21 protein-coding genes, 1 tRNA gene and 1 pseudogene are annotated in these 19,175 nt (G+C 61.7%); 6 read left to right on the top strand and 17 right to left on the bottom strand.

Features of this window, described 5'->3' with window-relative positions; all coding sequences use genetic code 11:
• Nucleotides 1–6: 6 nt before the first annotated feature.
• The 10 genes from HRJ34_RS17565 to HRJ34_RS17610 form a co-directional block, all read right to left on the bottom strand.
• The gene (locus tag HRJ34_RS17565; RefSeq protein ID WP_208631990.1) at nt 7–564 is read right to left on the bottom strand and encodes a TspO/MBR family protein; all 558 of its coding nucleotides are present in this window, start codon (nt 562–564) and stop codon (nt 7–9) included.
• Between the two features lie 2 nt (nt 565–566).
• On the bottom strand, nt 567–1,322 hold the full coding sequence (locus HRJ34_RS17570; RefSeq protein ID WP_208631991.1) for a TlyA family RNA methyltransferase: 756 nt from the start codon (nt 1,320–1,322) through the stop codon (nt 567–569).
• A gap of 16 nt (nt 1,323–1,338) precedes the next feature.
• A tRNA-Val gene (locus HRJ34_RS17575) sits at nt 1,339–1,414 on the bottom strand.
• 329 nt (nt 1,415–1,743) lie between these two features.
• Nucleotides 1,744–2,163, bottom strand: a complete 420-nt coding sequence (locus HRJ34_RS17580; RefSeq protein WP_208631992.1) for a RidA family protein — start codon at nt 2,161–2,163, stop codon at nt 1,744–1,746.
• 95 nt (nt 2,164–2,258) lie between these two features.
• Nucleotides 2,259–3,494 carry a cytochrome P450 gene (locus tag HRJ34_RS17585; RefSeq protein ID WP_208631993.1) on the bottom strand — a complete coding sequence of 412 codons (1,236 nt, stop codon included), beginning with the start codon at nt 3,492–3,494 and terminating at the stop codon, nt 2,259–2,261.
• A gap of 190 nt (nt 3,495–3,684) precedes the next feature.
• Nucleotides 3,685–4,029 carry a hypothetical protein gene (locus tag HRJ34_RS17590; protein ID WP_208631994.1) on the bottom strand — a complete coding sequence of 115 codons (345 nt, stop codon included), beginning with the start codon at nt 4,027–4,029 and terminating at the stop codon, nt 3,685–3,687.
• Entirely contained in the window at nt 4,026–5,201 is a 1,176-nt protein-coding gene (locus HRJ34_RS17595; protein WP_208631995.1) for a class I SAM-dependent methyltransferase, read from the bottom strand. Before HRJ34_RS17595 ends, HRJ34_RS17590 begins: the two co-directional genes overlap by 4 nt.
• Nucleotides 5,202–5,225: 24 nt before the next feature.
• Nucleotides 5,226–5,810, bottom strand: coding sequence for a carboxymuconolactone decarboxylase family protein (locus tag HRJ34_RS17600; RefSeq protein WP_208631996.1), 585 nt, complete (start codon nt 5,808–5,810; stop codon nt 5,226–5,228).
• Between the two features lie 3 nt (nt 5,811–5,813).
• Entirely contained in the window at nt 5,814–6,263 is a 450-nt protein-coding gene (locus tag HRJ34_RS17605) for a cupin domain-containing protein (protein WP_208631997.1), read from the bottom strand.
• On the bottom strand, nt 6,263–8,749 hold the full coding sequence (locus tag HRJ34_RS17610) for a TonB-dependent receptor (RefSeq protein WP_208631998.1): 2,487 nt from the start codon (nt 8,747–8,749) through the stop codon (nt 6,263–6,265). The genes HRJ34_RS17605 and HRJ34_RS17610 overlap by 1 nt, the downstream gene beginning before the upstream one ends.
• 777 nt (nt 8,750–9,526) lie before the next feature.
• Between HRJ34_RS17610 and HRJ34_RS17615 the strand changes: the two genes are divergently transcribed.
• A complete protein-coding gene (locus HRJ34_RS17615) occupies nt 9,527–10,543 on the top strand; it encodes a cupin domain-containing protein (protein WP_208631999.1) in 1,017 nt (338 codons plus the stop codon).
• The gene (locus HRJ34_RS17620; RefSeq protein WP_208632000.1) at nt 10,540–11,058 is read left to right on the top strand and encodes a hypothetical protein; all 519 of its coding nucleotides are present in this window, start codon (nt 10,540–10,542) and stop codon (nt 11,056–11,058) included. The genes HRJ34_RS17615 and HRJ34_RS17620 overlap by 4 nt, the downstream gene beginning before the upstream one ends.
• Before the next feature lie 10 nt (nt 11,059–11,068).
• Here the strand turns inward: HRJ34_RS17620 and HRJ34_RS17625 are convergent, their stop codons facing one another.
• On the bottom strand, nt 11,069–12,130 hold the full coding sequence (locus tag HRJ34_RS17625) for an LLM class flavin-dependent oxidoreductase (protein ID WP_208632001.1): 1,062 nt from the start codon (nt 12,128–12,130) through the stop codon (nt 11,069–11,071).
• The gene (locus HRJ34_RS17630) at nt 12,127–12,930 is read right to left on the bottom strand and encodes an alpha/beta fold hydrolase (protein WP_208632002.1); all 804 of its coding nucleotides are present in this window, start codon (nt 12,928–12,930) and stop codon (nt 12,127–12,129) included. The genes HRJ34_RS17625 and HRJ34_RS17630 overlap by 4 nt, the downstream gene beginning before the upstream one ends.
• 71 nt (nt 12,931–13,001) lie before the next feature.
• Here HRJ34_RS17630 and HRJ34_RS17635 point away from each other — a divergent pair, with 71 nt between their 5' ends.
• Both HRJ34_RS17635 and HRJ34_RS17640 read left to right on the top strand, forming a co-directional pair.
• The gene (locus HRJ34_RS17635) at nt 13,002–13,412 is read left to right on the top strand and encodes a YybH family protein (RefSeq protein ID WP_208632003.1); all 411 of its coding nucleotides are present in this window, start codon (nt 13,002–13,004) and stop codon (nt 13,410–13,412) included.
• Between the two features lie 9 nt (nt 13,413–13,421).
• On the top strand, nt 13,422–13,961 hold the full coding sequence (locus HRJ34_RS17640; RefSeq protein WP_208632004.1) for a nuclear transport factor 2 family protein: 540 nt from the start codon (nt 13,422–13,424) through the stop codon (nt 13,959–13,961).
• 6 nt (nt 13,962–13,967) lie between these two features.
• Here HRJ34_RS17640 and HRJ34_RS17645 read toward each other — a convergent pair whose 3' ends face one another.
• Together HRJ34_RS17645 and HRJ34_RS17650 are read right to left on the bottom strand one after the other, a co-directional pair.
• A complete protein-coding gene (locus HRJ34_RS17645; protein ID WP_208632005.1) occupies nt 13,968–14,753 on the bottom strand; it encodes an alpha/beta fold hydrolase in 786 nt (261 codons plus the stop codon).
• Between the two features lie 57 nt (nt 14,754–14,810).
• Nucleotides 14,811–15,491 (bottom strand): GntR family transcriptional regulator, encoded by a 681-nt coding sequence (locus HRJ34_RS17650; RefSeq protein WP_208632006.1) that lies wholly within the window; start codon nt 15,489–15,491, stop codon nt 14,811–14,813.
• A gap of 127 nt (nt 15,492–15,618) precedes the next feature.
• Here HRJ34_RS17650 and HRJ34_RS17655 point away from each other — a divergent pair, with 127 nt between their 5' ends.
• Nucleotides 15,619–17,226: an FAD-binding oxidoreductase gene (locus HRJ34_RS17655; RefSeq protein WP_208632007.1), complete on the top strand. Its 1,608-nt coding sequence runs from the start codon at nt 15,619–15,621 to the stop codon at nt 17,224–17,226.
• 31 nt (nt 17,227–17,257) lie between these two features.
• Nucleotides 17,258–17,695, top strand: a complete 438-nt coding sequence (locus HRJ34_RS17660) for a cupin domain-containing protein (RefSeq protein WP_208632008.1) — start codon at nt 17,258–17,260, stop codon at nt 17,693–17,695.
• A gap of 48 nt (nt 17,696–17,743) precedes the next feature.
• Here the strand turns inward: HRJ34_RS17660 and HRJ34_RS17665 are convergent, their stop codons facing one another.
• The 3 genes and pseudogenes from HRJ34_RS17665 to leuD all read right to left on the bottom strand — a co-directional run bounded on the left by HRJ34_RS17665 (nt 17,744) and on the right by leuD (nt 19,156).
• Entirely contained in the window at nt 17,744–18,235 is a 492-nt protein-coding gene (locus HRJ34_RS17665; RefSeq protein WP_404947175.1) for a GntR family transcriptional regulator, read from the bottom strand.
• Between the two features lie 21 nt (nt 18,236–18,256).
• Nucleotides 18,257–18,475 (bottom strand): annotated as a pseudogene (locus tag HRJ34_RS29645) (GntR family transcriptional regulator); the annotation flags it as partial.
• A 90-nt stretch (nt 18,476–18,565) separates the two neighbouring features.
• Nucleotides 18,566–19,156 (bottom strand): 3-isopropylmalate dehydratase small subunit, encoded by a 591-nt coding sequence (gene leuD / locus HRJ34_RS17670; protein ID WP_208632010.1) that lies wholly within the window; start codon nt 19,154–19,156, stop codon nt 18,566–18,568.
• Between the last annotated feature and the right edge of the window lie 19 nt (nt 19,157–19,175).

Below are 19,175 nucleotides of genomic sequence, written 5' to 3' on the forward strand. Positions count from 1 at the left end.
GGAGCCCTATTCGATGATGATCCGGGTGTCACCCACGGACTGGATGACGGTCACGCCGCGCGGGTTGAGTTCGTGGACCTGCCAGTTCAGCACTGCCGCAAACATCAGCCATGCGAGATAGGGCAGCATCAGCCACGCCGCCAATGGCCGGATCTTCCGGAAGGCGATCGTCGTCGCCGAGGCCCAGAGGAAGATCGCCACGATCAGGGCAAAGGCTGTCATGATCTGATGCATCGCGAAGAAGACCGGCGACCAGGCCAGATTGAAGGCGAGCTGGATCAGGAACAAGGTCAGGGCGACGCCCCTCCCCTTGGCACCTCGGGCATTGAGGATCAGCGCGACCGACAAGCCCATCAGGATGTAGAGAACCGACCAAGTTGCCCCGAACACCCAGCCGGGCGGCATCAGCGCCGGCTTGTTCAGCGCGTCGAACCACGGATTGCCTTGGCCAGGATTGGCGACTGTGCCCGACAAGGTACCGAGCAGCACCGTCGCGGGGACGGCAATCAGCGCCCAGCGCAGATAGGCGGTGCGTAGCTGCTTTGGCGACGCAAGCTCGGCCATTCCTACTCTCCCGGTCTGGTATCCTGCCGGACCGCTCCGATCAGGAATTCGACATTGCCCTCCGGTCCCGTGATCGGGCTGGCCGTCACGCCGGCAACCTGCCAGCCCTGCCCCTCGATCCAGGCGGCGACCTCAGCGCAGACGCGCTCATGCACAGCCGGATCACGCACCACGCCGCCCTTGCCGACCTCCTCCCGCCCCGCCTCGAACTGCGGCTTGATCAACGCGACCAGATGCGCGTTCGGCCCCGCGAAACCCAGGGGCGCAGCCAGCACCTTCGCCAGCGAGATGAAGCTCGCGTCGCACACGATGACATCGACCGGTTCGGGAATATGCTCGCTCGTCAGGAAGCGCGCATTGGTCTGCTCGTGGACGACCACGCGAGGATCGTTGCGCAGCTTCCAGGCGAGTTGGTTGGTGCCCGAATCCACTGCATAGACCCGCCGGGCGCCACCGTTCAGCAGGACGTCGGTGAAGCCGCCGGTCGAACTGCCGACGTCGATCGCGACCGCTCCTTCGACGCTCCAGCCGAAATGCTCGAGACCGTGGGCCAGCTTGATTCCGCCGCGCGAGACCCAGGGATGATCGCGCCCGCGCACCTCGATCGCGGCATTCGGCTTGATCGGCTGGCCTGCCTTCTCGATCTTGCGCTCGCCGGAAAAGACGAGCCCAGCCAGGATCAACGCCTGCGCCCGCGACCGGCTTTCCACAAGCCCGCGATCCACCAGCAACTGATCGGCCCGCACGCCCGCCGCCATGAGCTCTCTCTAGGAATGGTGGGCGATGACGGGCTCGAACCGCCGACATCTTCGGTGTAAACGAAGCGCTCTACCAACTGAGCTAATCGCCCGATTTCCGGGAGCGCCGGATTACAGGCTTCTGGTCAGATCGCAAGGGTAAACGAAAGACGGTGGGACCGACGGAGGCTGACCCTACGTTGTTGAAAAAGGGGGTGTCCACATCCCGAAGCCACTGGTCATAGCCGCGATTTCCGGAGTCCGCGCGGGGCGTATAGGGCAGCATAGCCATGAGGCTGCTCATTTTAACGGTCATTCAGGCTTTCTCCCTCAATTCAACCTACTGCGAACAGCGTCGGCCATTTTTGGGCTACCGCGACGATGTGCGAGAAGCGACCTATTGCCGGTGCTGGAACCATCGATCTCGACATTGCCATCTGGATCAGGCCAGGCCGCCTGCAGCGGCAACGATCTTTCCGTCCGCCAGCGCGGTCACGTCGACCTCGATCAGCAGCTCCGGTAGGGCGAGCGAACGTACCTCGACGACCGTGTCGGCAGGATAAGGCGGCGTGAAATATTGCCTGCGCATTTCGATGATATCTGGAAAGCGGCCCATGTCGGTAACATAGATCGTGACCTTGATGATCTTCGACAGGCCTGATCCGGAGCTTTCCAGCAGCTTGGCGATATTGGCGAAAGTCTGGGCGACCTGCTTCTGGAAATCATTCACGCCGACCAGATTGCCGTCGTCGTCAATCGCCGCCTGCCCTGACAGGAATATCAGACCTCCGACGCGATAGCCCTGCGCAATCAGATAGGGCTCCAACGGGTCCGGCGTTGTCTTGATCTGATAGGCGTCCACAGTCCGTCTCCCATGATGATGATCGCGATAAAAGCGTGATGCGAACCAGGCGGCATCGCGGCCAATCGGTCGCGATGCCGCGCATCGGCGCCCTGTCAGTGCGCCGCGCGGACGAGGTCGCCATCCGCAGCCGCCAGATAGGATGTCGCAAGCGCGCGCGGCCCCCGGGCGAAGAAAGAATGGATCCAGGACCGCGACTTTTCTACAACCTCCAGCCGCTCGAACCGGTTTACCAGAACCTCCAGCGCGACCTTGGCCTCGATCCGGCTCAGATAGGACCCGACGCAGGCGTGCGGCCCCTGACCGAAGGTAAGATTGTCACGCGGCGCGCGCTTCAGGATGAACCGGTCGGGATCCTCGAACTTGCGATCGTCGCGGTTGGCCGATCCGAGCAACGGCATCACCAGGCTACCCTTGGGAATGTGGAAGCTCGCCAAGTGGGTGTCGCGCGTGGTGTGCCGAAACAGGAGCTGCGTCGGCGCTTCGAGGCGCAACATCTCGTCGATTAGCGGCAGCAGGTCGGGAAGAAGGTCGAGCGCGTTCGAGCGACCGAAGCCGCCGAAATGCGCGACTGTGTTTCCGATCAGGTTGGTGGTGGTCTCGATGCCACCGATCAGCAGCAGCACGCCGAGGTTAATGGCCTCCTCAGGGCTCAGCTTCTGGCCGTCGATCTCGGCATGGATAAAACTGCTGAACATATCGTCGCCGGGCGCAGCGCTGCGCCTGTCGTGGAGCTCCTCGAAATAGGACCGTATTGCGCTTTTGCTGGCCTGTACCTCCGCAGCGCGGGCCGCGCTGAACCCCGCACGGTTGCTGGCGGACAATATGTCGTCAGCCCAAGTCTTGAATTCCTGCCGCCGGTCTACATCGACGCCAAGCAGTTCAGAGATTACGCTCACCGGAAACAGGCCGCTATACCGCTCGACAAAATCGAAGCGGCCGCTCGGCCCATGCGAACTCACCAGGTCATCGATCAGGCTGTTCGCGATCTGCCGGAAGCGCGCTTCCAGTGCATTCACCAATTTGGGCGTGAAGGCCTTGTTCGCGAGCTTCCGGATGACCGTGTGCCGCGGCGGATCGAGCGAAATCATGGGCAAGACTTCGGGAACCGGATCGAAGGGGCCGAGAAGCTCAGGCCAGAACCCCATCGACGAATAGGTGCCGACATCGCGCAACACGGTCTGCACGTCGTCCCATCGGGATACCGCATAACCCTTCACCGACTCGATCCAGTGGACCGGCGTAGTCGTGCGCAGCTGCGCATAATAAGGATAGGGATTTTCGATCACCGCAATGTCTAGCGGATCGTAGTCATGTACCGATATGCTCACTTGTGGATCCCCTGCGCTAAACTTCCGCCGACGCGGCGGCGTCACCGTTTCAAGCACCCGCCAGGCGATGACACACGCCCGGTCGCCCCGTCAGCACATGCGGAGGAGCACGCCTGTCCATGAGATGCTGGGTCGGAAGTGCACGCGGGGCGCCGCCCTGCTCGTTAGGGGCGGCGCCGCGCGGCGTTGGTTAGGCGGCCTCGACTGCGCTGATAGCTTCCTCATAGGGGCTTTGCTCAGCCTTGCGCTCGAGCTCCTCCATCTCCTGATGGACCGCCCGCAGCACGACATCGAGAAAGCCGTCGCGCCACTGATCGCGGGTCGCGCGGATGTCCGGCGTGGCCTGGAAAGCATCGACCGCGGTGGGGCTGATCGGCTTACCGTCGGCAGCGAGGCGCTCGACGGTGTCGAGGCGGTCGCGCAACACTGCGACCTCCCCCGCCAACGCGAGCGTGATCGCCAATATCTTGTCAACTGCCGGATCCTGGAAATAGCTCGGTCGTGCGCCCTTCGCTTTTTTCTGCAACGTCGTCACTTCTGCGCACCCCACACATACCACATGCCGCCGCCGGCAAAATCGCCACCTTGAAACAGCTTGGTGCGCTTCGCTTCTTCAGCATCGAATGCGCTTGGCTGCATCCCCTCGAAAGCCCGGTCAGCGTCGAAGCCGGTTTCGCCGGCGATCTGCTTGGGATCGATCTCGTGCGATGCGCCCCAATAGGGCTCGTTGTTGTTGCGCGTATCCCAGTCGAGCATGAAGGCGTCAAACGGATCGAGATCGCGATAGGGCGGGGTTTCGGCGTGAATCACGACGCCGCCCGGTGACAGGAGCCGGTTAGCTTCCTTCATTATGTTGCGCATCGCAACATGGCTCGTCTCGTGTACTAGGATATGGCTGACGATCAGGTCGAAATGGCCGTCGGGAAAATTGGTGTGCTCGGCATTCTGCTGGCTGAAATGCACCGCCTTGCCCAGGCTCTCGGCCCGCGCATGTGCATAGCGCAGCACAGGCGCACCGACGTCAATGCCGTAAATCTCGGCGTCCGGCCAGATATCTGCATAAGGCAGCGTCGAATGGCCGACCGTGCACCCCATGTCGAGTATCCGCCGCGGCTTCAGGTCCGGATAATTAGCCTTCACATAGGCGATCGTCGTATCGCCGATGTCGGAGTTGAACGGCCCCATCCGGCCCATCGCATAGAGATATACCGCGCGATCGTAGACCGCACCATTGGCGACGTCGTTCTCGGCGAACTCGCCATGATATCCACCTGGCATGCAGTGGATGTCGACATGGCGGTGATAGCGCGGAATCTCGAGCGCGGGATCGAGCGTCAGCGTACCACCGGCGCCGGTTTCGCCCAGACTAGCTTCAATCAGTTCAGGTAGGCTGCGTTCGACCGGAATCTGCACCGACTTCCACATCATTTCCTGGCTGTTGCGCTGCATCGCGGACCAGAAGCGGAAATAGGGGTCGTCATTCATTGCGGCCCGGATTTCGTGATAATTTTTCGGCGTCTTGCCTTCGACTTCGGCGAAGCGACCTACCGCGCGGGCCGCATAGGCCAGCCGGTTGCCGGGGGCCACCTTGCTCGCAAGGTGGAATTTCAGGCTTTTAACGAACTCCTGCCTCGCCTCTTCGTCGGATGATGTGACCGGCAGCACCGCATGCGCAAACTGGCTTTTCAGGTCGATGGTCGCTTCCATGGTATTTACTCCTCGAAAACAATGTCAGGCGACGAGCGCCGGCTTCTTGATCGGGCAGATTTCTTCGCGATTCACCATGTCGAAAGTGAATATCCACTTGGCTACGCCGGTAAGTATGGCGGCGACAAAGCCGATCTCGATGATCTCGCCATCATCATAATATTGGCCGAGACGGGCATATAGTTCCGGAGAAAAATGGCCTGCCATGTTCTGCAGCATCATTTCCTCGGCAAGAGCGATGACCGCGCGGTCCTTGTCGTTCCACACCGGAGATTGCAGTTCGAAGATCGCGTCTATCTGCTCCTGCGTGATCCCCGCGGCAAGCGCATCGACCGTATTTGACAGATTGCAGAACTGGCAACCGTGCTGCTTCGACAGCTTGATCCGCAGCAGCTCTTTCGTACGTACGTCGACCCGGGAAATCCCATTATTGTTATAGAACAGCCCCTGGTAGAAGTCGTCGAAATACCATCGCAACAGATCAGGCTGGTGCGCCATGACGGCAATTATCGTCGCATCACCCGAGCGCGCCATCCCGGTGTCGAACATGACCTTGATATCGTCGGGCAGTGACTCGCGCGATAGGGCCGGGATGACAGGATCGGGCATCTGTTACTCCTGCTTTGTGGCGCTGTTCAACTGATCCAGCGTCGGAAACGGATAGTCCGGGCTCGGTGGACAGAAGCAGATATGGCGAAACGGTACGTCGCTGGTGACCTTCACATATTTGCGCGCGCCGACCGGGTAGCTGTACACCGTGCCTGCCCGGATCGTGGCGCGCTCCACCTCGCTGTAGAGCGGGGGCATATAGACCTCGACCTCCATCTCCCCGGCCAGCGCATATTGGATTTCGTCATGGGCGAAGGTCCACCAGAACTCGTCGCCGGGCATGAAATCCTCGATGATGACCTGGCAATTGGGCTGGTTGATCGCGCTGTAGCCCCTGATTTTGACGCCGGGATTGAACGGCAGGTCGAACAGGGGCGCCCCGTCCAGCGCCGCATGATCAATGTCATGCGACGCGAAGACGGAGCGGGCTGTCGGGGCGAGCCCGATCGGCATCAGAACTTCACTTTCGCTTCCAGGCCAAAGCTGCGGTCCGGTGCGCGATAGACTGCGTGGGCCACCGGAAGGATGACGACCGCATCGCTGTTATAGCTCACGTCGAAGAGGTTCTTCGACCACAGAGCCAGTTCCCAGCGCTCGTTGGTGATGCCCATGCGCAGGTTGACCAGGTCCAGCGGATCCCGCTTGGTGCCCGCCAGGTTGCGCTGGTCGTACCAGATCGAGCCAGTACGCGTGTAATCGCCGCGCATCAGGAAATCGAGCGAGTCGGTCAGCGGCTGCACCAGCTGGAAGCCGGCGCTCGCATTGTAGTTCGCCGAGAACGGCGTGCGATTACCGATGATCGCTGCGCGATCGGCTGGATTCAGGCTGTCGATGTCGGTGATCTTGGTGTCCGCCAGGCCGTAGCCGCCGAACAGGGTCAGGACATCGTTGACGCGGGCGTTGATGTCGAATTCGAGACCCTTGATCTTCGATTTCTTGATCTGCGAGACCGCCTGGATGCCGCCAGTCGGGAAGAACTCGAACTGCTGGGCATTCTTGACCGTGGTGTGGAAGACCGCGCCGTTGAAGCTCACGCGCCGATCGAAGAGGAGCGCCTTGAAGCCGACTTCGTAGGAGTCCGCGACTTCCTTGCCATAGCTGTCCTGCACCAGGATATCGGGCAGTCCAACCAGCAGGGTGGCGCGGGTTCCGATCGGGTTGAAGCCGCCCGATTTGAAGCTGCGGCCAGCACCGGCATAGATCGACCCGTTCCGGCCCGGGAACTTGTAGGTTGCCGTGAACTTCGGCTGGACCTGCTTGAAGGTCCGGCTGTCACGGCAGTTCGCCGCCGTGCGGCCGGTGGTCGCGACGCAAAGATTATAGGTGGCCTGCGGTGCGCCGGGAGCAACCCCGAAGAACGGATTGGCGATATCGGGTGTCTGGGTGCGCACCGTGCGCCGTTCGATATCGTAGCGAATCGCACCCTGCAGTTCGATATCGTCCGTCACGTCGAACTGCACGTTGCCGAACGGCGCGATATTGCGCGCCGTATAAGCGTTGCGATCATAGTTGAGCGTGCCGTTGTTGCTGTCGACGCCGTCGATGCCGCGCGTCGGCAGGATCGATCCGCCGCCGATCAGGAGCCGGTCGACCGGAGCCACCGGCGCACCGATCGTCGTCCCCCGGATAACGAACGGCGGCAGCAGTGCGCCGGCGGCATCACGGGCAAGCCGGCCGTTGAGGCCCTGCTCGGTGATGAAATTGCGGCGCGAGGTGAGGAAATATATGCCGGTCTGCCAGCGCAGGCGCTGGTCGCCACTCGAGGTCAGCCGCAGCTCTTGAATGAAGGCGCGGTTGGAGATGCGGAACTTCTGCGTACTGTCGCCGAACACGGCAAGCGTGTCGAGGTCCGTCCCGGGCGACAGTGCGTCGGTCACGAACTCGTTGCCCTGGAAGTTCCACGCCGCGTACGGGTAGTTCTTGCCCTGATAATTATCGGTGATCTTGTTGAACGAGCTGACCGACGTCAGCTTCGCGAACCCGAAATCATGATCGATCTTCAGCGACGTGCTGAACTTGTCCTGGCGGTTCTTGCCCGCGACGTCATTGGTGAACGGGAGGCTGGTGTCGTTGGTGTCGATCCTCGTGACCGGCACGCCGCCGATCGTCGAACCAACCACCTGGGCGTTGAAGCTGATCGCGCCGCCGAGCAAGCGGCTGCCGTTGAAGCGAAGGTCGACCGTGGTGTCGTCGCCGGCCTGCCAGTCCAGCCGCAGCCGGCCGAGCTTCTCGTTCGAACGCATCACCTTCTCGCCGGTGTTGATGTTCGAATAAGGACCGTCGGTGTCGTTGAAGCCGACCGATGCGCGGAAGCGCAGCACGCCCTCGACGATCGGACCGCCGACGCTGGCGTTGACCTTGCTGGAGTTCCAGTTGCCATAGCTTGCCGTGACCTGGCCCTCGAATGTGTCCGTTGGCGCCTTGGTGGTGATGACGATCGCGCCGGCGCTGGCGTTACGGCCGTAAAGCGCGCCCTGAGGGCCCTTGAGAACCTCGATCTGCTCGATGTCGAACAGTTCGCCGTTGAACTCGTTCTGCGTGGCGAGCTGCACGCCGTCGATGACAACGGCAACCGCGCCCTCGGACTGGCGGACCGAGGTCTGACCGCGGATGTTCACGAAGAACTCGCCAGCATGGTTGGAGGTCTCAAATGTCACATTGGGGGTGAGCGCCAGAAAATCCTGCGGACGGGTGATGCCGGCGCGCTCGATCGCCTTGGAATTGAAAACCTGCACGGCAACGGGAACGTCCACGAACTTCTGGTCGCGCTTGGTGCCGGTCACGATAATTTCCTGCGCACCGGATTCACTGTCCACCGCCGATTGCGCAACAACGCTTTCCTGGGCGCGCGCCTGGCTTGCCACCGTGAGCGCCATGGCCAGAGCCGCAACCGAACTGCCGATTTTGGCGTTCCGCTGGCGCAGCGTGATATTCCGCATGAAACCCCCCCTTTTTTTTAGAATCTGTGATTTGAAACATTTGCGCGCCGGAACCTTCGCGCCACCCGCCTCGCCATCTTGTCAGCGAGTTATGTATACAATAATTCGCTGATCGTGATGTTGTCAACATGAAATAGGAGAGCGGCATCGGCGCCATGGCGCGCCTATCATCCGTCCGTGATTTTGCTGATAAATCCCGACCTTACCGCGGCGGACAGAAGCGGTCGCACTGATGTCCAGCGATTCACGCAAGCGATGCGCCACATATAATTCGGCCAAAACCTCGGCCCTGACCAAGGGAATCGGCGGCGTACCGCCAGGCAGCGCCATATAATCCTTCACTGACTTTTCGGCGCACGGCAACGCAACCCAAATTCCGGCTTCCGAATAACCCGCGCCGATTTCGGCGGCTCACGCCATCCAACAGCTCCTGAAATCCTAGCTTTTTGCCCCCCGCCGATCCGCCACCCCATCGGCTCCGTAGATTCGAGACAGTGCGATGGCGCCCCATTGGGCGCGCCAGCTTTCCCGACGCGCCCCGCGCCTGAAAATGTCGACGCTACCACGACTGCCCGATCGAACGGCCCGGCGAAATCCGCATCGATAGGAGGCCGAAAATGGCAGATTCGCGCCAATGAGATCGCCGAAAGCAACGAAACACGCAGACTGGATGGCGGGCATGCCGACACACAGAACTTTCGCCGCCGACGGCCAAGAGGGCTAGACGACGCCAAATTGTCTGATACGATAATTTGTATACAAGATAGGAGATACGGCATGGATCAGACACGACGCGACATACCTGGGTTCTACAATCTGCTCGGGCTGGGCCGCGCCAAGCTGGATGCGCCGGATGTCCTGGGCGGCATGAACGGCTCGCTGATGAGCGCAGACCGCCGATCGGGCTCGCAGACCTTCGTCCTCGAAGTGCCTCCTGGCTGGCGCGGGCGCACCGACGCAAAGTTGGCAAGTCTGGAATTCTTCCTGCTGCGCGGCGATCTTTCGCTCAACGGCGAATCGGTCGGCGCATCTGGCTATGTTCATGTTCCGCAGCTGTGCGGCGGCGGTGAGCTGCGCTCGGAGCGCGGCGCGCTCGCGCTGGCCTTCTGGAACCCCAACATGCCCGCTTATCCTTATCCCTACACGCGCAACCGCACGGTTCGCCCGTGGGAGGAAAGCTGGGTCAACAGCATTCCCGGCGGCCATGGCGCCATGCACAAGTCGCTCCGCAAGCCCGATCCCGTGCCACATCCAACCGACGAAGGTTTCGACGGCGGCCCGGGCGGATATCTGCGCTTCCAATATCTGGAACCAGGCATCGTGGCCGCCGACGAGCATGTTCATCATGAATGTTTCGAAGAGATCATCCTGCTGCAGGGCGACTGCTTCCTCGTCAATGAAGGGCAGATGGGCATCGGCAGCGTGGTCGTTCACCCGCAGGAATTCTATCACGCGCCCTTCGCGTCGCGCAGCGGCGCGCTGATTCTCGTTCACACCGATGCGCCGATGGGCTTCCCGTGGCCGCCGCGCCCCTACCCCGAAGCCGAGAAGCTGGCCGCCGCCTATATGAACGGCGCCGAGTGGGACGTTCCCGCCGAACATATTGCCTGGGCCGACCACCCGATTGCCGCCATGCAGGAGGAATCGCGCGAATATCAGGCGTGGCGCAAGAGCGCAGGCGCAAATCTTTGGGGCGATCAGGATCCCGGCACAACCGTTCCCTACATGCCGGGCGGTCAGGGGACCGCTTCGCGCTTCCGCGCCGGCTGGACCCGTGAGGAGGTTTCGAAATGAGCACTGTTCAGATGTGTTTTCTGCCCTATACGCCACGCGCCGATTCGGACGCGCGCGGCTATGAAGAGTGGCTCCGTTCAACCGACAATCCCTTCTTCAACAGCCGGCCCGGCATCGGCCACTACAGCAATTGGAAGGTGGCGTCGGGCGACCCCGGGTTCACCCATTTCGATATCCTGCTGATCGCGCCAGGCTTCGGCCCAGACGATATCTGGGCCGATGAACCACTGGCCGCTTTCGCGGCGGACTGGGTGCGGCTGTGGGGGGTGGAGCCAGCAGGCGATCCCGCTCTGAACTATCATTGCCACATCGCCGAACGCAGCGGCGGGGACGCCGGCGATTTCGCGTCACAAATCGTGATCGACCCCTCGTCGTCAATCGGCGAAAGCTGGACCTTTACCGGCTCGGTGGTTGGGACGCAGCCTTGGCCCGGCTTCAGCTGCCGCTTCGGCGACGAAGCCACTGGCGACGGCTTGATCCGTGGCGAGCTGATCGCCGCGCCGTCCCAAGCATAGCGGCCAGGCCCTATCTGCATCGTAGCAGCGGCATCACGCGATCACCGAAATCGCGGATGCCGCCTACGAAATCAGTCCAACTGAACAACATGCCATCGATGCCGGTGGTCGCAGCGATCTCATCGATCTTGCGCGCCACCGTCTCGGGCGATCCGTGCAGCACAGGAAAGCCCATGAAGGCGAGGTTGCCAGTCTCCAGATCGCGCGACAGGCCGGTTTTCATCCGCTCGGATGTGCCGCCAGCGCTCGGGTCGAGCCCCGCGCTGGCGAGGATATTCGCCATCGCGCCATGATCGGCCCCGGCGACAATGGCATCGCCCATCGCCTTCGCCTCGGCGTCGCTCGGTGCGACGATCAGCCCGAACAGCGCATAGGTGCCGACCACGCGACCAAAACCCGTCGCCTCGGCCTTCACCCGCTGGACGATATCAGCGAGCAGGGCGGGTTCCGCCATGACGAAATTATGATCGCCATGTTCAGCGGTGAAGCGCACGCCCGCATGGGATTGCCCGGCGCAGACGATTGGAATCCTGCGGCCCGGTTTCGGCAGCACGGTACAATCTTCGATGGTGAAGAACTCGCTGCTGTGGGTCGCGCGTCCCTCTTCCCATAACGCCTTGACGATATCGACATAGTCAGCGGCATAGGCGTAGCGGCGCTGATAATAATCGTCGCCAGGCCACAGCCCCATCGGGGTATATTCAGGCTTGTTCCAGCCGGTGACGATGTTCAGCCCGCATCGCCCGTTGCTGATGTCGTCGATCGACGCGACCATCCGGGCGACCATGGTGGGGTGATGCGCCAGCAAGGCCGCACTCGGGAAAAGTTCGATCTTCGAAGTCGCCGCGGCCAGCCCAGCCATCAGCGTGAAGCTCTCCAGGCACGCATCCCAATAGCCGGTCTCGCCGCCGAACCCGCGGAACTTCATCATCGATAGAACGAAATCGAGGCCGAAGCGCTCCGCTTCGACGCTGATCGCGCGGTTATGCTCGAAGGTCGGCAGATAAACCGGCGCGGCGGCCGAAGGTATATAGCCATTGCTGCCATTGGGCAGGAAGACCCCGAACTTCACTTCGCCACCCCCGCCAGAAAGTCGTTCAGCCCGGCGGCAAAGCCGTCGGGGTCCAGATCGGGCTCGAAATTGGCGCCGCCTATGTCGTGGACGCGCGCATCGGGGCGCATTTCCGCCGCCCGGGCCAGATAGGGCCGCAGCACGTCGTCCGGCGCCGCCATAATCATCATCGGACAGCGCACGTCGCGATAGAAGGCCGGGAAATCCTGCCCCCACACTGCATTATACGACTGCACCCTGCCCCACCAGGCGCGCAGCATATCCGCCATTTCACGGTTGAACAGGGCCGGATCGGCCGCCGCGCCCAGCGCGCGCAGATATTCCCAATTGTCCATCAGATAGCCGCCGCTGATCGCGGGCGTGAACGGCGTCCCAAAATGCCGGGAAAATTCCAGGCGTTCTTCGGCCGTCAGCGGGACGGGCCCGCACATCGTCAAACTGAGCGCCATCTCCGGATAGCGCGCTGCCATTTCAACGCCGATGCACGCGCCGGTATGGTGGCCAACGATATGCGCAGGACCGATGCCAAGGTCGAGGATCGCCTCGCGTAGCCAGTCGGCATAACGACTCATGGGCGGCTTGGCGTCGCGCGGCGGATCGAACGAGCCACCGAAACCCGGCGTATCGAACGCAAAGCAGTCCCATTGTAGGTCCAGCCGGTCGAACGTCTTCAAATACATCTGCCCAGAACTGGCCGTCTGGTGGAAGAACAGCACTGGATTGCCCGCGCCTTTGCGGCGGCGATAATGAATCTGCTCCCCCTCGGCGGTATCGGCGTAGCCCTTGACGATCGGTCGCATCCTCATCTCCATGACTTGACTTTGCATACAATTACGTCGACAATTTGCCAAGCGTCAAGGGGAGCAACCGCATGGCCAATAAAAACACGCTGGAAAGTGCTTTTGCCGGACTGGTGGACGCCCTCGACCGCGGAGACCTTGAGCGGTTCTTTGGAACGATCCTCGCCGACGCCGTCATCATGGACGAGGATCTTCCCTTCCGGGTCGACCGCGCCGGGTTTGAAACGCATATCGCTTTTCATGCGTCCGGGACGTGGGAGAATTTCACGTGGAAACCCGGCGAGGTCCGGTTCCGCGCACTTGGCGACGTCGGCAGCGTCACCGGCTTTGCGATGTTTCGCGGCAAGCCCCGCGATGCCGGCTACCGGCTGCGCCCGATGATGTTCACGCAAGGCTGGATCGGGAGCTCGGCCGGCTGGCGGATTGCCAGCTGGCACCAGAGCCCGATCGTCGGACATGTCAATCGCCCCTCTCCCGCATGAGTGCCCGCTATGAACCATGACGATAAACCCGAAACGCCCGACGACAGCGGCCGCCGCGACCTCCTGGTCCGCCTGACAGCAGGCGCGGTCATCGCCACGAGTGTTCTGGCGGCCAGTCCCGCGTCATCGGCGGCTGCGCGCGACAGCGGCGCCGAAACCGCCTTCCGCCGCGCCTTCGCGACGACCACCGCCGGCACGGCAGATGTCGATGCACGGCTGGCCTTTCTCGCGGACGAAGCGAGCGTCATCGATCACGACGTCCCCTATCCGATGGATCGCGCCACCTATGGCGATCATCTCCGCTTCCTCGCGGCGCATTGGGACAAGCTGGAATTCTCGATCCACGATCTGCGCGTAGCCGACCATGGCGATGCCGCCGCAGTGGTCAGTTGCTTCTACAACGAGCGGGGCAAGCCGCGGAATGCGGGCTTCCGGCAGCGTGCCGGCTTCTGCACCGCGATGTGCGCACGGACGGCATCGGGCTGGCGCGCCGTAGCGCTGCACATGAGCCCGCTGACCGCCCAGATTCTCGATGCATCCCCCGGCTGACCGGGCCTATTTGCCGGTCAGGAATCTGCGAAGCGCGTCGGCCACCCCATCGGGGTCGCGATCTGGCTGAAAATCCCAGCCCCCGACGATAGATCGCGTTGCATCGGGCCGTACCGCGCAGGCCCGCTCGAACAACGGCCAGAGGACATCGGTCTCGGAACACATCAGCATCAGCGGCACGTTCACGGCCTTGAGCAGGGCTTCGACATCCTGCTCCCATACTGCGCCGAATGCCATCGGCATCGTCCGGTGTGCGATGAGGTGGTCAACCATCTCGCGCAGGTGCAGATCCAAATCGGCGCCCGCGCCGATCATCCGCAGATAATCCCAGGCCGTCCGCAGAAAGGCTCCTTCCGCATCCACCGTGAAGGGCCGCACGAAGGTCTTGCGATACTCTGCCTTTTCCGCCTCGTTCGCGACCACCGGCCCAATCAGCGTCAGGGAGTCGAACCGGCCAGAATAGCGCGCCGCAACTTCGAGCGCGACACAGCCGCCGGTATGATGGCCGCAAGCGTGCACGCTCGGGATCGACAGATCGTCGAGCGCCTCAACGATGCGATCGGCGCAATAGACGAGATCTGGGATCGATTCCGGCTGGAACGAGGCGCCGAAGCCCGGCGTATCGAAGGCGATGCAGCGGAAATCGCCGGCCAGCCGCTCTATCACCCGCTCCCACATCGCACTCGATGATGCGGTCTGGTGGAAGAAAGCGACCACCGGCGCATCCGGCGCCCCGCCGGTCCGGTAATGTATCTGCCCGTCCCGGCTATCTGCAAAGCCTCTAAGGATCATACGCCATCTCCGATCGTGCCAGAGATCGTATGCAATTCCGTCAGAACTGCCAAGCCCTCAGCTGCGACCTTCGGCCCGCATGTTGCGCAATACCCATCGAATATGACTGACGAACATCGTGACCGAAGTATGTGCATCACCGGACAAGATACTTTCGGTAATCATGCGATAGTTGATAACGAATTGATCCGCATGATCACCCGGCACCAGATCCGCCAGGAGCAGCGTATAGAATCGGATATACGGGCGCCTATAGAAAAACTCGAGGAATTCATTGCCCGCGATCATGTTGATACCGACATGATATTGATAAAGGGCAAAGACGAAGTCACGCGCGCCGCGATCACGACTGCCCTCCAGTTCCAGCTGGGCGGCGGCAATTACCGCACGGCAATCGGGCTCGTTCATCCGCGCCGTAACGAGCCGCACGCCGAGCACCAGGATAGCTTCGGTAAATTCCAGGAAATCAACCAGTTCCTTGACACTCAGACGCCGGATACGCGCGCCCCGGTTGGCGATGAGTTCCACGACTCCCTCGCCAGCCAATACATGCAAAGCCTCGCGAACAGGAGCGCGACTAACCTGATATTCCTCTGCCAGATCGGCGGCGATCAGGCGCTGCCCCGGCGCATAGCGCCCTTTCATCACCCCATCGACGATCGAATCCACAACGAAGCTGACCAATGAGGCGGCCGATTCTTCGGCGAGAGGCGCAGCATTTGCAGGCATATCGGACATATCAACGGTCTAGCGCAGCAACAGCCGACCGCCAAGCCACACGTCACGATCTCGCATCTTGCATCAGGCAGCTTGCCAGTCGATCTTTTTTGTATACATATATCACAGACAAAATTGGGAGATGGAAATGGCGACGATGGCAACTGGCACGGGTGGAACGGGCAGTGACGCCACTATTCTCGGTGAACTCGAGGATATCGTTGGCGCGACTCACCTTCTTACCGATCCCGCCGACCGCGCCTTTTTTTCGGCCGATCTCAGCTTCCGTCCCACCAAGACCGCCGAGGCGGTCATCCAGCCAGCCAACGTCGAGGAGCTTGCCGCGGCCGTCGGGGCCGCCACGCGCGCCGGGCTGAACGTCGTCGCGCGCGGCGGCGGCATGTCCTACACCAGCGGCTACACCCCTGAAAAAGACGCAACGCTGCTCGTCGACATGCGCCGCATGAACCGCATCCTCGAGATCAACACCGATGACATGTATGTCGTTGTCGAGTGCGGGTGCACCTGGAAGGACCTGTACGAGGCGCTTGCGCCGCACGGAGTCCGCACCCCTTATTGGGGTCCGCTGTCGGGCATGTACGCTACCGTCGGCGGAGCGCTTTCGCAGAACAGCCTGTTCCACGGATCAGGCACGATGGGCACGGCCGCCGAAAGCGTCGTCGGCCTGAAGGTCGTCATGGCAGACGGCTCGTTGCTGACGACAGGTTCGTGGGCGCACAAGAATTCGAAACCCTTCTGGCGTCATTTCGGCCCCGACGTAACCGGGCTGTTCACTGCCGACACTGGGGCGATGGGCGTGAAGGCGGTTGCCTCGCTCCGCCTGGTCACCACCCCGCAGCATACCGGCTATCTCTCCTATAAGTTCGACAGCCTCGCCGCGATGCTCGCCGCGCAGGTACGGATCGCCCGGCTCGGCATCGCTTCCGAATGTTATGGCTTCGATCCTTATTACAACGCCGGCTTCGAGAAGCAGGGCATCACCTTCGAGGAAGGCCTGTCGCTGGTCGGCAAGATTGCGCGCAAAGGCGGCCTGAAAGGGCTCAAGCGCGCTGCGCAGGTCGCGCTCGGCGGCCGCAAGATTCTTAAGGACGTCCCCTATTCACTGCACATGACCCTGGACGGGCTAACCGCCACGGTCGCCGCCGAACATACCGACCTCGCGGCCGAGATCTGCGCGGAAGAGGGCGGCGCGGAAATGGTCAACACCATACCCACCGTCTTCCGCAATGCGCCGTTCGGCGGAGTGCGGACGATCCTGCTCGGTTCGGAAGGCGAGGTCTGGATTCCCGTCCATGGCTATTTCCCGCTCAGCCGCGCCATAGCCGCTGCCGAGGCCACCGAGAAATTCCTCGCGGAGCGCAAGCCACTAATGGAGAAATGTGGCATCAAGACCTCCTATCTCACATGCTTCTCCGGCCCCGAATTCGTCATCGAGCCCAGCTTCTACTGGCGCGACGAACTGGGCGCCTTCCGCCTGTCGCTGATTGAGCCGGAGTTTGCCGAAAAGTGGAAGGACATTTCCGCCGACGAGGCTCGTCGCGCCGTAGCCCTGGGGCTACGCGACGAGTTGCGCGACCTGTTCGACGGCCTGGGCGGGCTCCATCTCCAGATCGGCAAATATTATCCGTTCATGGACATCATGAATAACGAGGCGCTGCCCCGTCTGCTGGAGGGCGTCAAGACGGTCGTCGATCCCGAACGGCGCATAAACCCCGGCGCGCTCGGCCTGCGCTGAACGCGTCTTCATCCTTAAAGCGGAGAATATCGTGGACCGGATAAGCTGGAGTAAATTCGCGCATTACAACTGCGTCGACGCCGACCTGGACGATGCACCCGACCTGGAATTCCCTTTCCATCCCGGATCGAAATTCCGCGCGGTCAATACGGGCATCGACGAGCCAGCCTGCCAGGTCAATTACGAGGACTTCGTTCGCGGCAGCGACATCACATGGACGCTGGCGCATGACGAGGTGCAATATGTCGTCTCGGGCACCGCCGAAATCGAATATCATCTGCCGCCTCTGATGATCGAGACGGGCAAGGTCGTGGCGGGACCGGGCTCGGTCTATCTGCTGCCGCGCGGGTGCCGGGTCGTCTGGCGAGTGCTCTCGGACGAGCCGTTCCGCCATCTGTGCATCACCTATCCCAATCCGAGCTATCCCATCCCGCTGGCGGCAAGCGTAGAAAAGCTTCGCAAGGCATAAGACGACGCAGCCTGGGCCACGGTGCGCCGTGACCTAGGCCGGCGGTCATCAGCCAAGCAGCATTTTATAGTCGTCGAGATAGACGTGGAAGGCGCGCCGGATGTGGGACGTCATCACCGATGACGCCCAATCACGGTCGCGGCGATCGAGCGCTGCGACGATCTCGACATGTTCGGCAAGGCTGCGTTCGAGCTGTTCGCGACCGTAACGCATTGCCGTGCGGTGCACGATCGGCTGCAGCACCAGCCGGTTTATCATCGTCGCCAGCCGGTCGGACGCAGCGGCCTCGATGATAAGCCCGTGGAACTCGGCATTGTAGTACAGGAACGCGTCGACATCGGGATCGCGTTGGCCGATGGCCGCGCTGATCGCATCATTGTTCGCGTGCAACTTTAGCAACACCTCGGGGGTGACAAGATCGGCAGCGCGGCTCACGGCGTGGCTTTCCAGCATCTGCCGCAGCGTGAACAGTTCGTTGATATCGTCGGTCGACCATTTGCTCACGAAGGATCGCTGGCTGTCGGTGCGCTGGATGAACATTTCGGCTTCCAGCCGATGCATCGCGTCCCGCACAGGAGTGCGGGATACACCGCACATCTGCGCCAGCTCCTCCTCCTTCAGCTGAGTCCCCGGGGCCAGTTCCCCGCCAACTATGTGCTTCTTGATGATATCATAAGCCCGATCGCTCGCTCGAGACATAGCCGCCCTATTCCATCCACGATCCGGCCCATCGGCCAAAGCTCGACAGCAGATATTACCCTTGCGCACTCTTGCGAGCATCCATCGGGTTACCGTCAGGCCTGCCCATGATCCGCCAGCTCCGCAAGAGGCTTTCGATATGATGTGGCAGGAAACGAAGCCGCAGTGGTGTCAGTGACGCCGGGCCCCGAGCCAGGACCGGTTTGCGGCCAGCCAGAGTTCATAGGAATCGACCGCATTCCCGAGGGAAAGCGTCAGATCGATCTCGTCCAGGCCTTCCAGAAGACAGCGCTTCCGGAACGGATCGATTTCAAAGGCGAACTCGTCACAATAGCTGGTCGCGACGATCTGACGTTCGAGATCGACTAGGATATCAGCATCCGCCGCGGCGAGCAGCCGATCGATGTAGCGCTGCGACAATTCCACGAGCAATATGCCGTTCTTAAAGGCATTGCCCGCGAAGATATCGGCGAAACTCGGCGCGATGACGACCCGGATGCCCAGATCGACGAGCGCCCACGGGGCATGTTCGCGGCTGGACCCGCAGCCGAAATTATCGCCCGTGATAAGGATCGGAGCATTATTATAGCGCGGCTGGTTGAAAAGATTGTCGGGGTCCTCGCGCAGCGCCGAAAAGGCGCCTTTGCCAAGCCCATGCCGCGTCACCGTTTTCAGATAGCGGCTGGGAATGATCAGATCGGTATCGACATTCTTCAAACCCAGCGGGATCGCCGGGCCGCGCAATATCGAAATGCTATCCATCGCGTCCTGACTCCGTATT

It is taken from the genome of Rhizorhabdus wittichii (genome assembly GCF_017607425.1).
GTDB lineage: Bacteria > Pseudomonadota > Alphaproteobacteria > Sphingomonadales > Sphingomonadaceae > Rhizorhabdus > Rhizorhabdus wittichii.

What these genes read in the sequence shown, in the direction of transcription:
- HRJ34_RS17565 (WP_208631990.1), bottom strand. Translation starts at nt 564, where the DNA reads ATGGCCGAGCTTGCGTCGCCAAAGCAGCTACGCACCGCCTATCTGCGC.
- HRJ34_RS17570 (WP_208631991.1), bottom strand. Translation starts at nt 1,322, where the DNA reads ATGGCGGCGGGCGTGCGGGCCGATCAGTTGCTGGTGGATCGCGGGCTT.
- HRJ34_RS17595 (WP_208631995.1), bottom strand. Translation starts at nt 5,201, where the DNA reads ATGGAAGCGACCATCGACCTGAAAAGCCAGTTTGCGCATGCGGTGCTG.
- HRJ34_RS17600 (WP_208631996.1), bottom strand. Translation starts at nt 5,810, where the DNA reads ATGCCCGATCCTGTCATCCCGGCCCTATCGCGCGAGTCACTGCCCGAC.
- HRJ34_RS17605 (WP_208631997.1), bottom strand. Translation starts at nt 6,263, where the DNA reads ATGCCGATCGGGCTCGCCCCGACAGCCCGCTCCGTCTTCGCGTCGCAT.
- HRJ34_RS17610 (WP_208631998.1), bottom strand. Translation starts at nt 8,749, where the DNA reads ATGCGGAATATCACGCTGCGCCAGCGGAACGCCAAAATCGGCAGTTCG.
- HRJ34_RS17615 (WP_208631999.1), top strand. Translation starts at nt 9,527, where the DNA reads ATGGATCAGACACGACGCGACATACCTGGGTTCTACAATCTGCTCGGG.
- HRJ34_RS17620 (WP_208632000.1), top strand. Translation starts at nt 10,540, where the DNA reads ATGAGCACTGTTCAGATGTGTTTTCTGCCCTATACGCCACGCGCCGAT.
- HRJ34_RS17630 (WP_208632002.1), bottom strand. Translation starts at nt 12,930, where the DNA reads ATGCGACCGATCGTCAAGGGCTACGCCGATACCGCCGAGGGGGAGCAG.
- HRJ34_RS17635 (WP_208632003.1), top strand. Translation starts at nt 13,002, where the DNA reads ATGGCCAATAAAAACACGCTGGAAAGTGCTTTTGCCGGACTGGTGGAC.
- HRJ34_RS17640 (WP_208632004.1), top strand. Translation starts at nt 13,422, where the DNA reads ATGAACCATGACGATAAACCCGAAACGCCCGACGACAGCGGCCGCCGC.
- HRJ34_RS17645 (WP_208632005.1), bottom strand. Translation starts at nt 14,753, where the DNA reads ATGATCCTTAGAGGCTTTGCAGATAGCCGGGACGGGCAGATACATTAC.
- HRJ34_RS17650 (WP_208632006.1), bottom strand. Translation starts at nt 15,491, where the DNA reads ATGTCCGATATGCCTGCAAATGCTGCGCCTCTCGCCGAAGAATCGGCC.
- HRJ34_RS17655 (WP_208632007.1), top strand. Translation starts at nt 15,619, where the DNA reads ATGGCGACGATGGCAACTGGCACGGGTGGAACGGGCAGTGACGCCACT.
- HRJ34_RS17665 (WP_404947175.1), bottom strand. Translation starts at nt 18,235, where the DNA reads ATGTTCATCCAGCGCACCGACAGCCAGCGATCCTTCGTGAGCAAATGG.
- leuD (WP_208632010.1), bottom strand. Translation starts at nt 19,156, where the DNA reads ATGGATAGCATTTCGATATTGCGCGGCCCGGCGATCCCGCTGGGTTTG.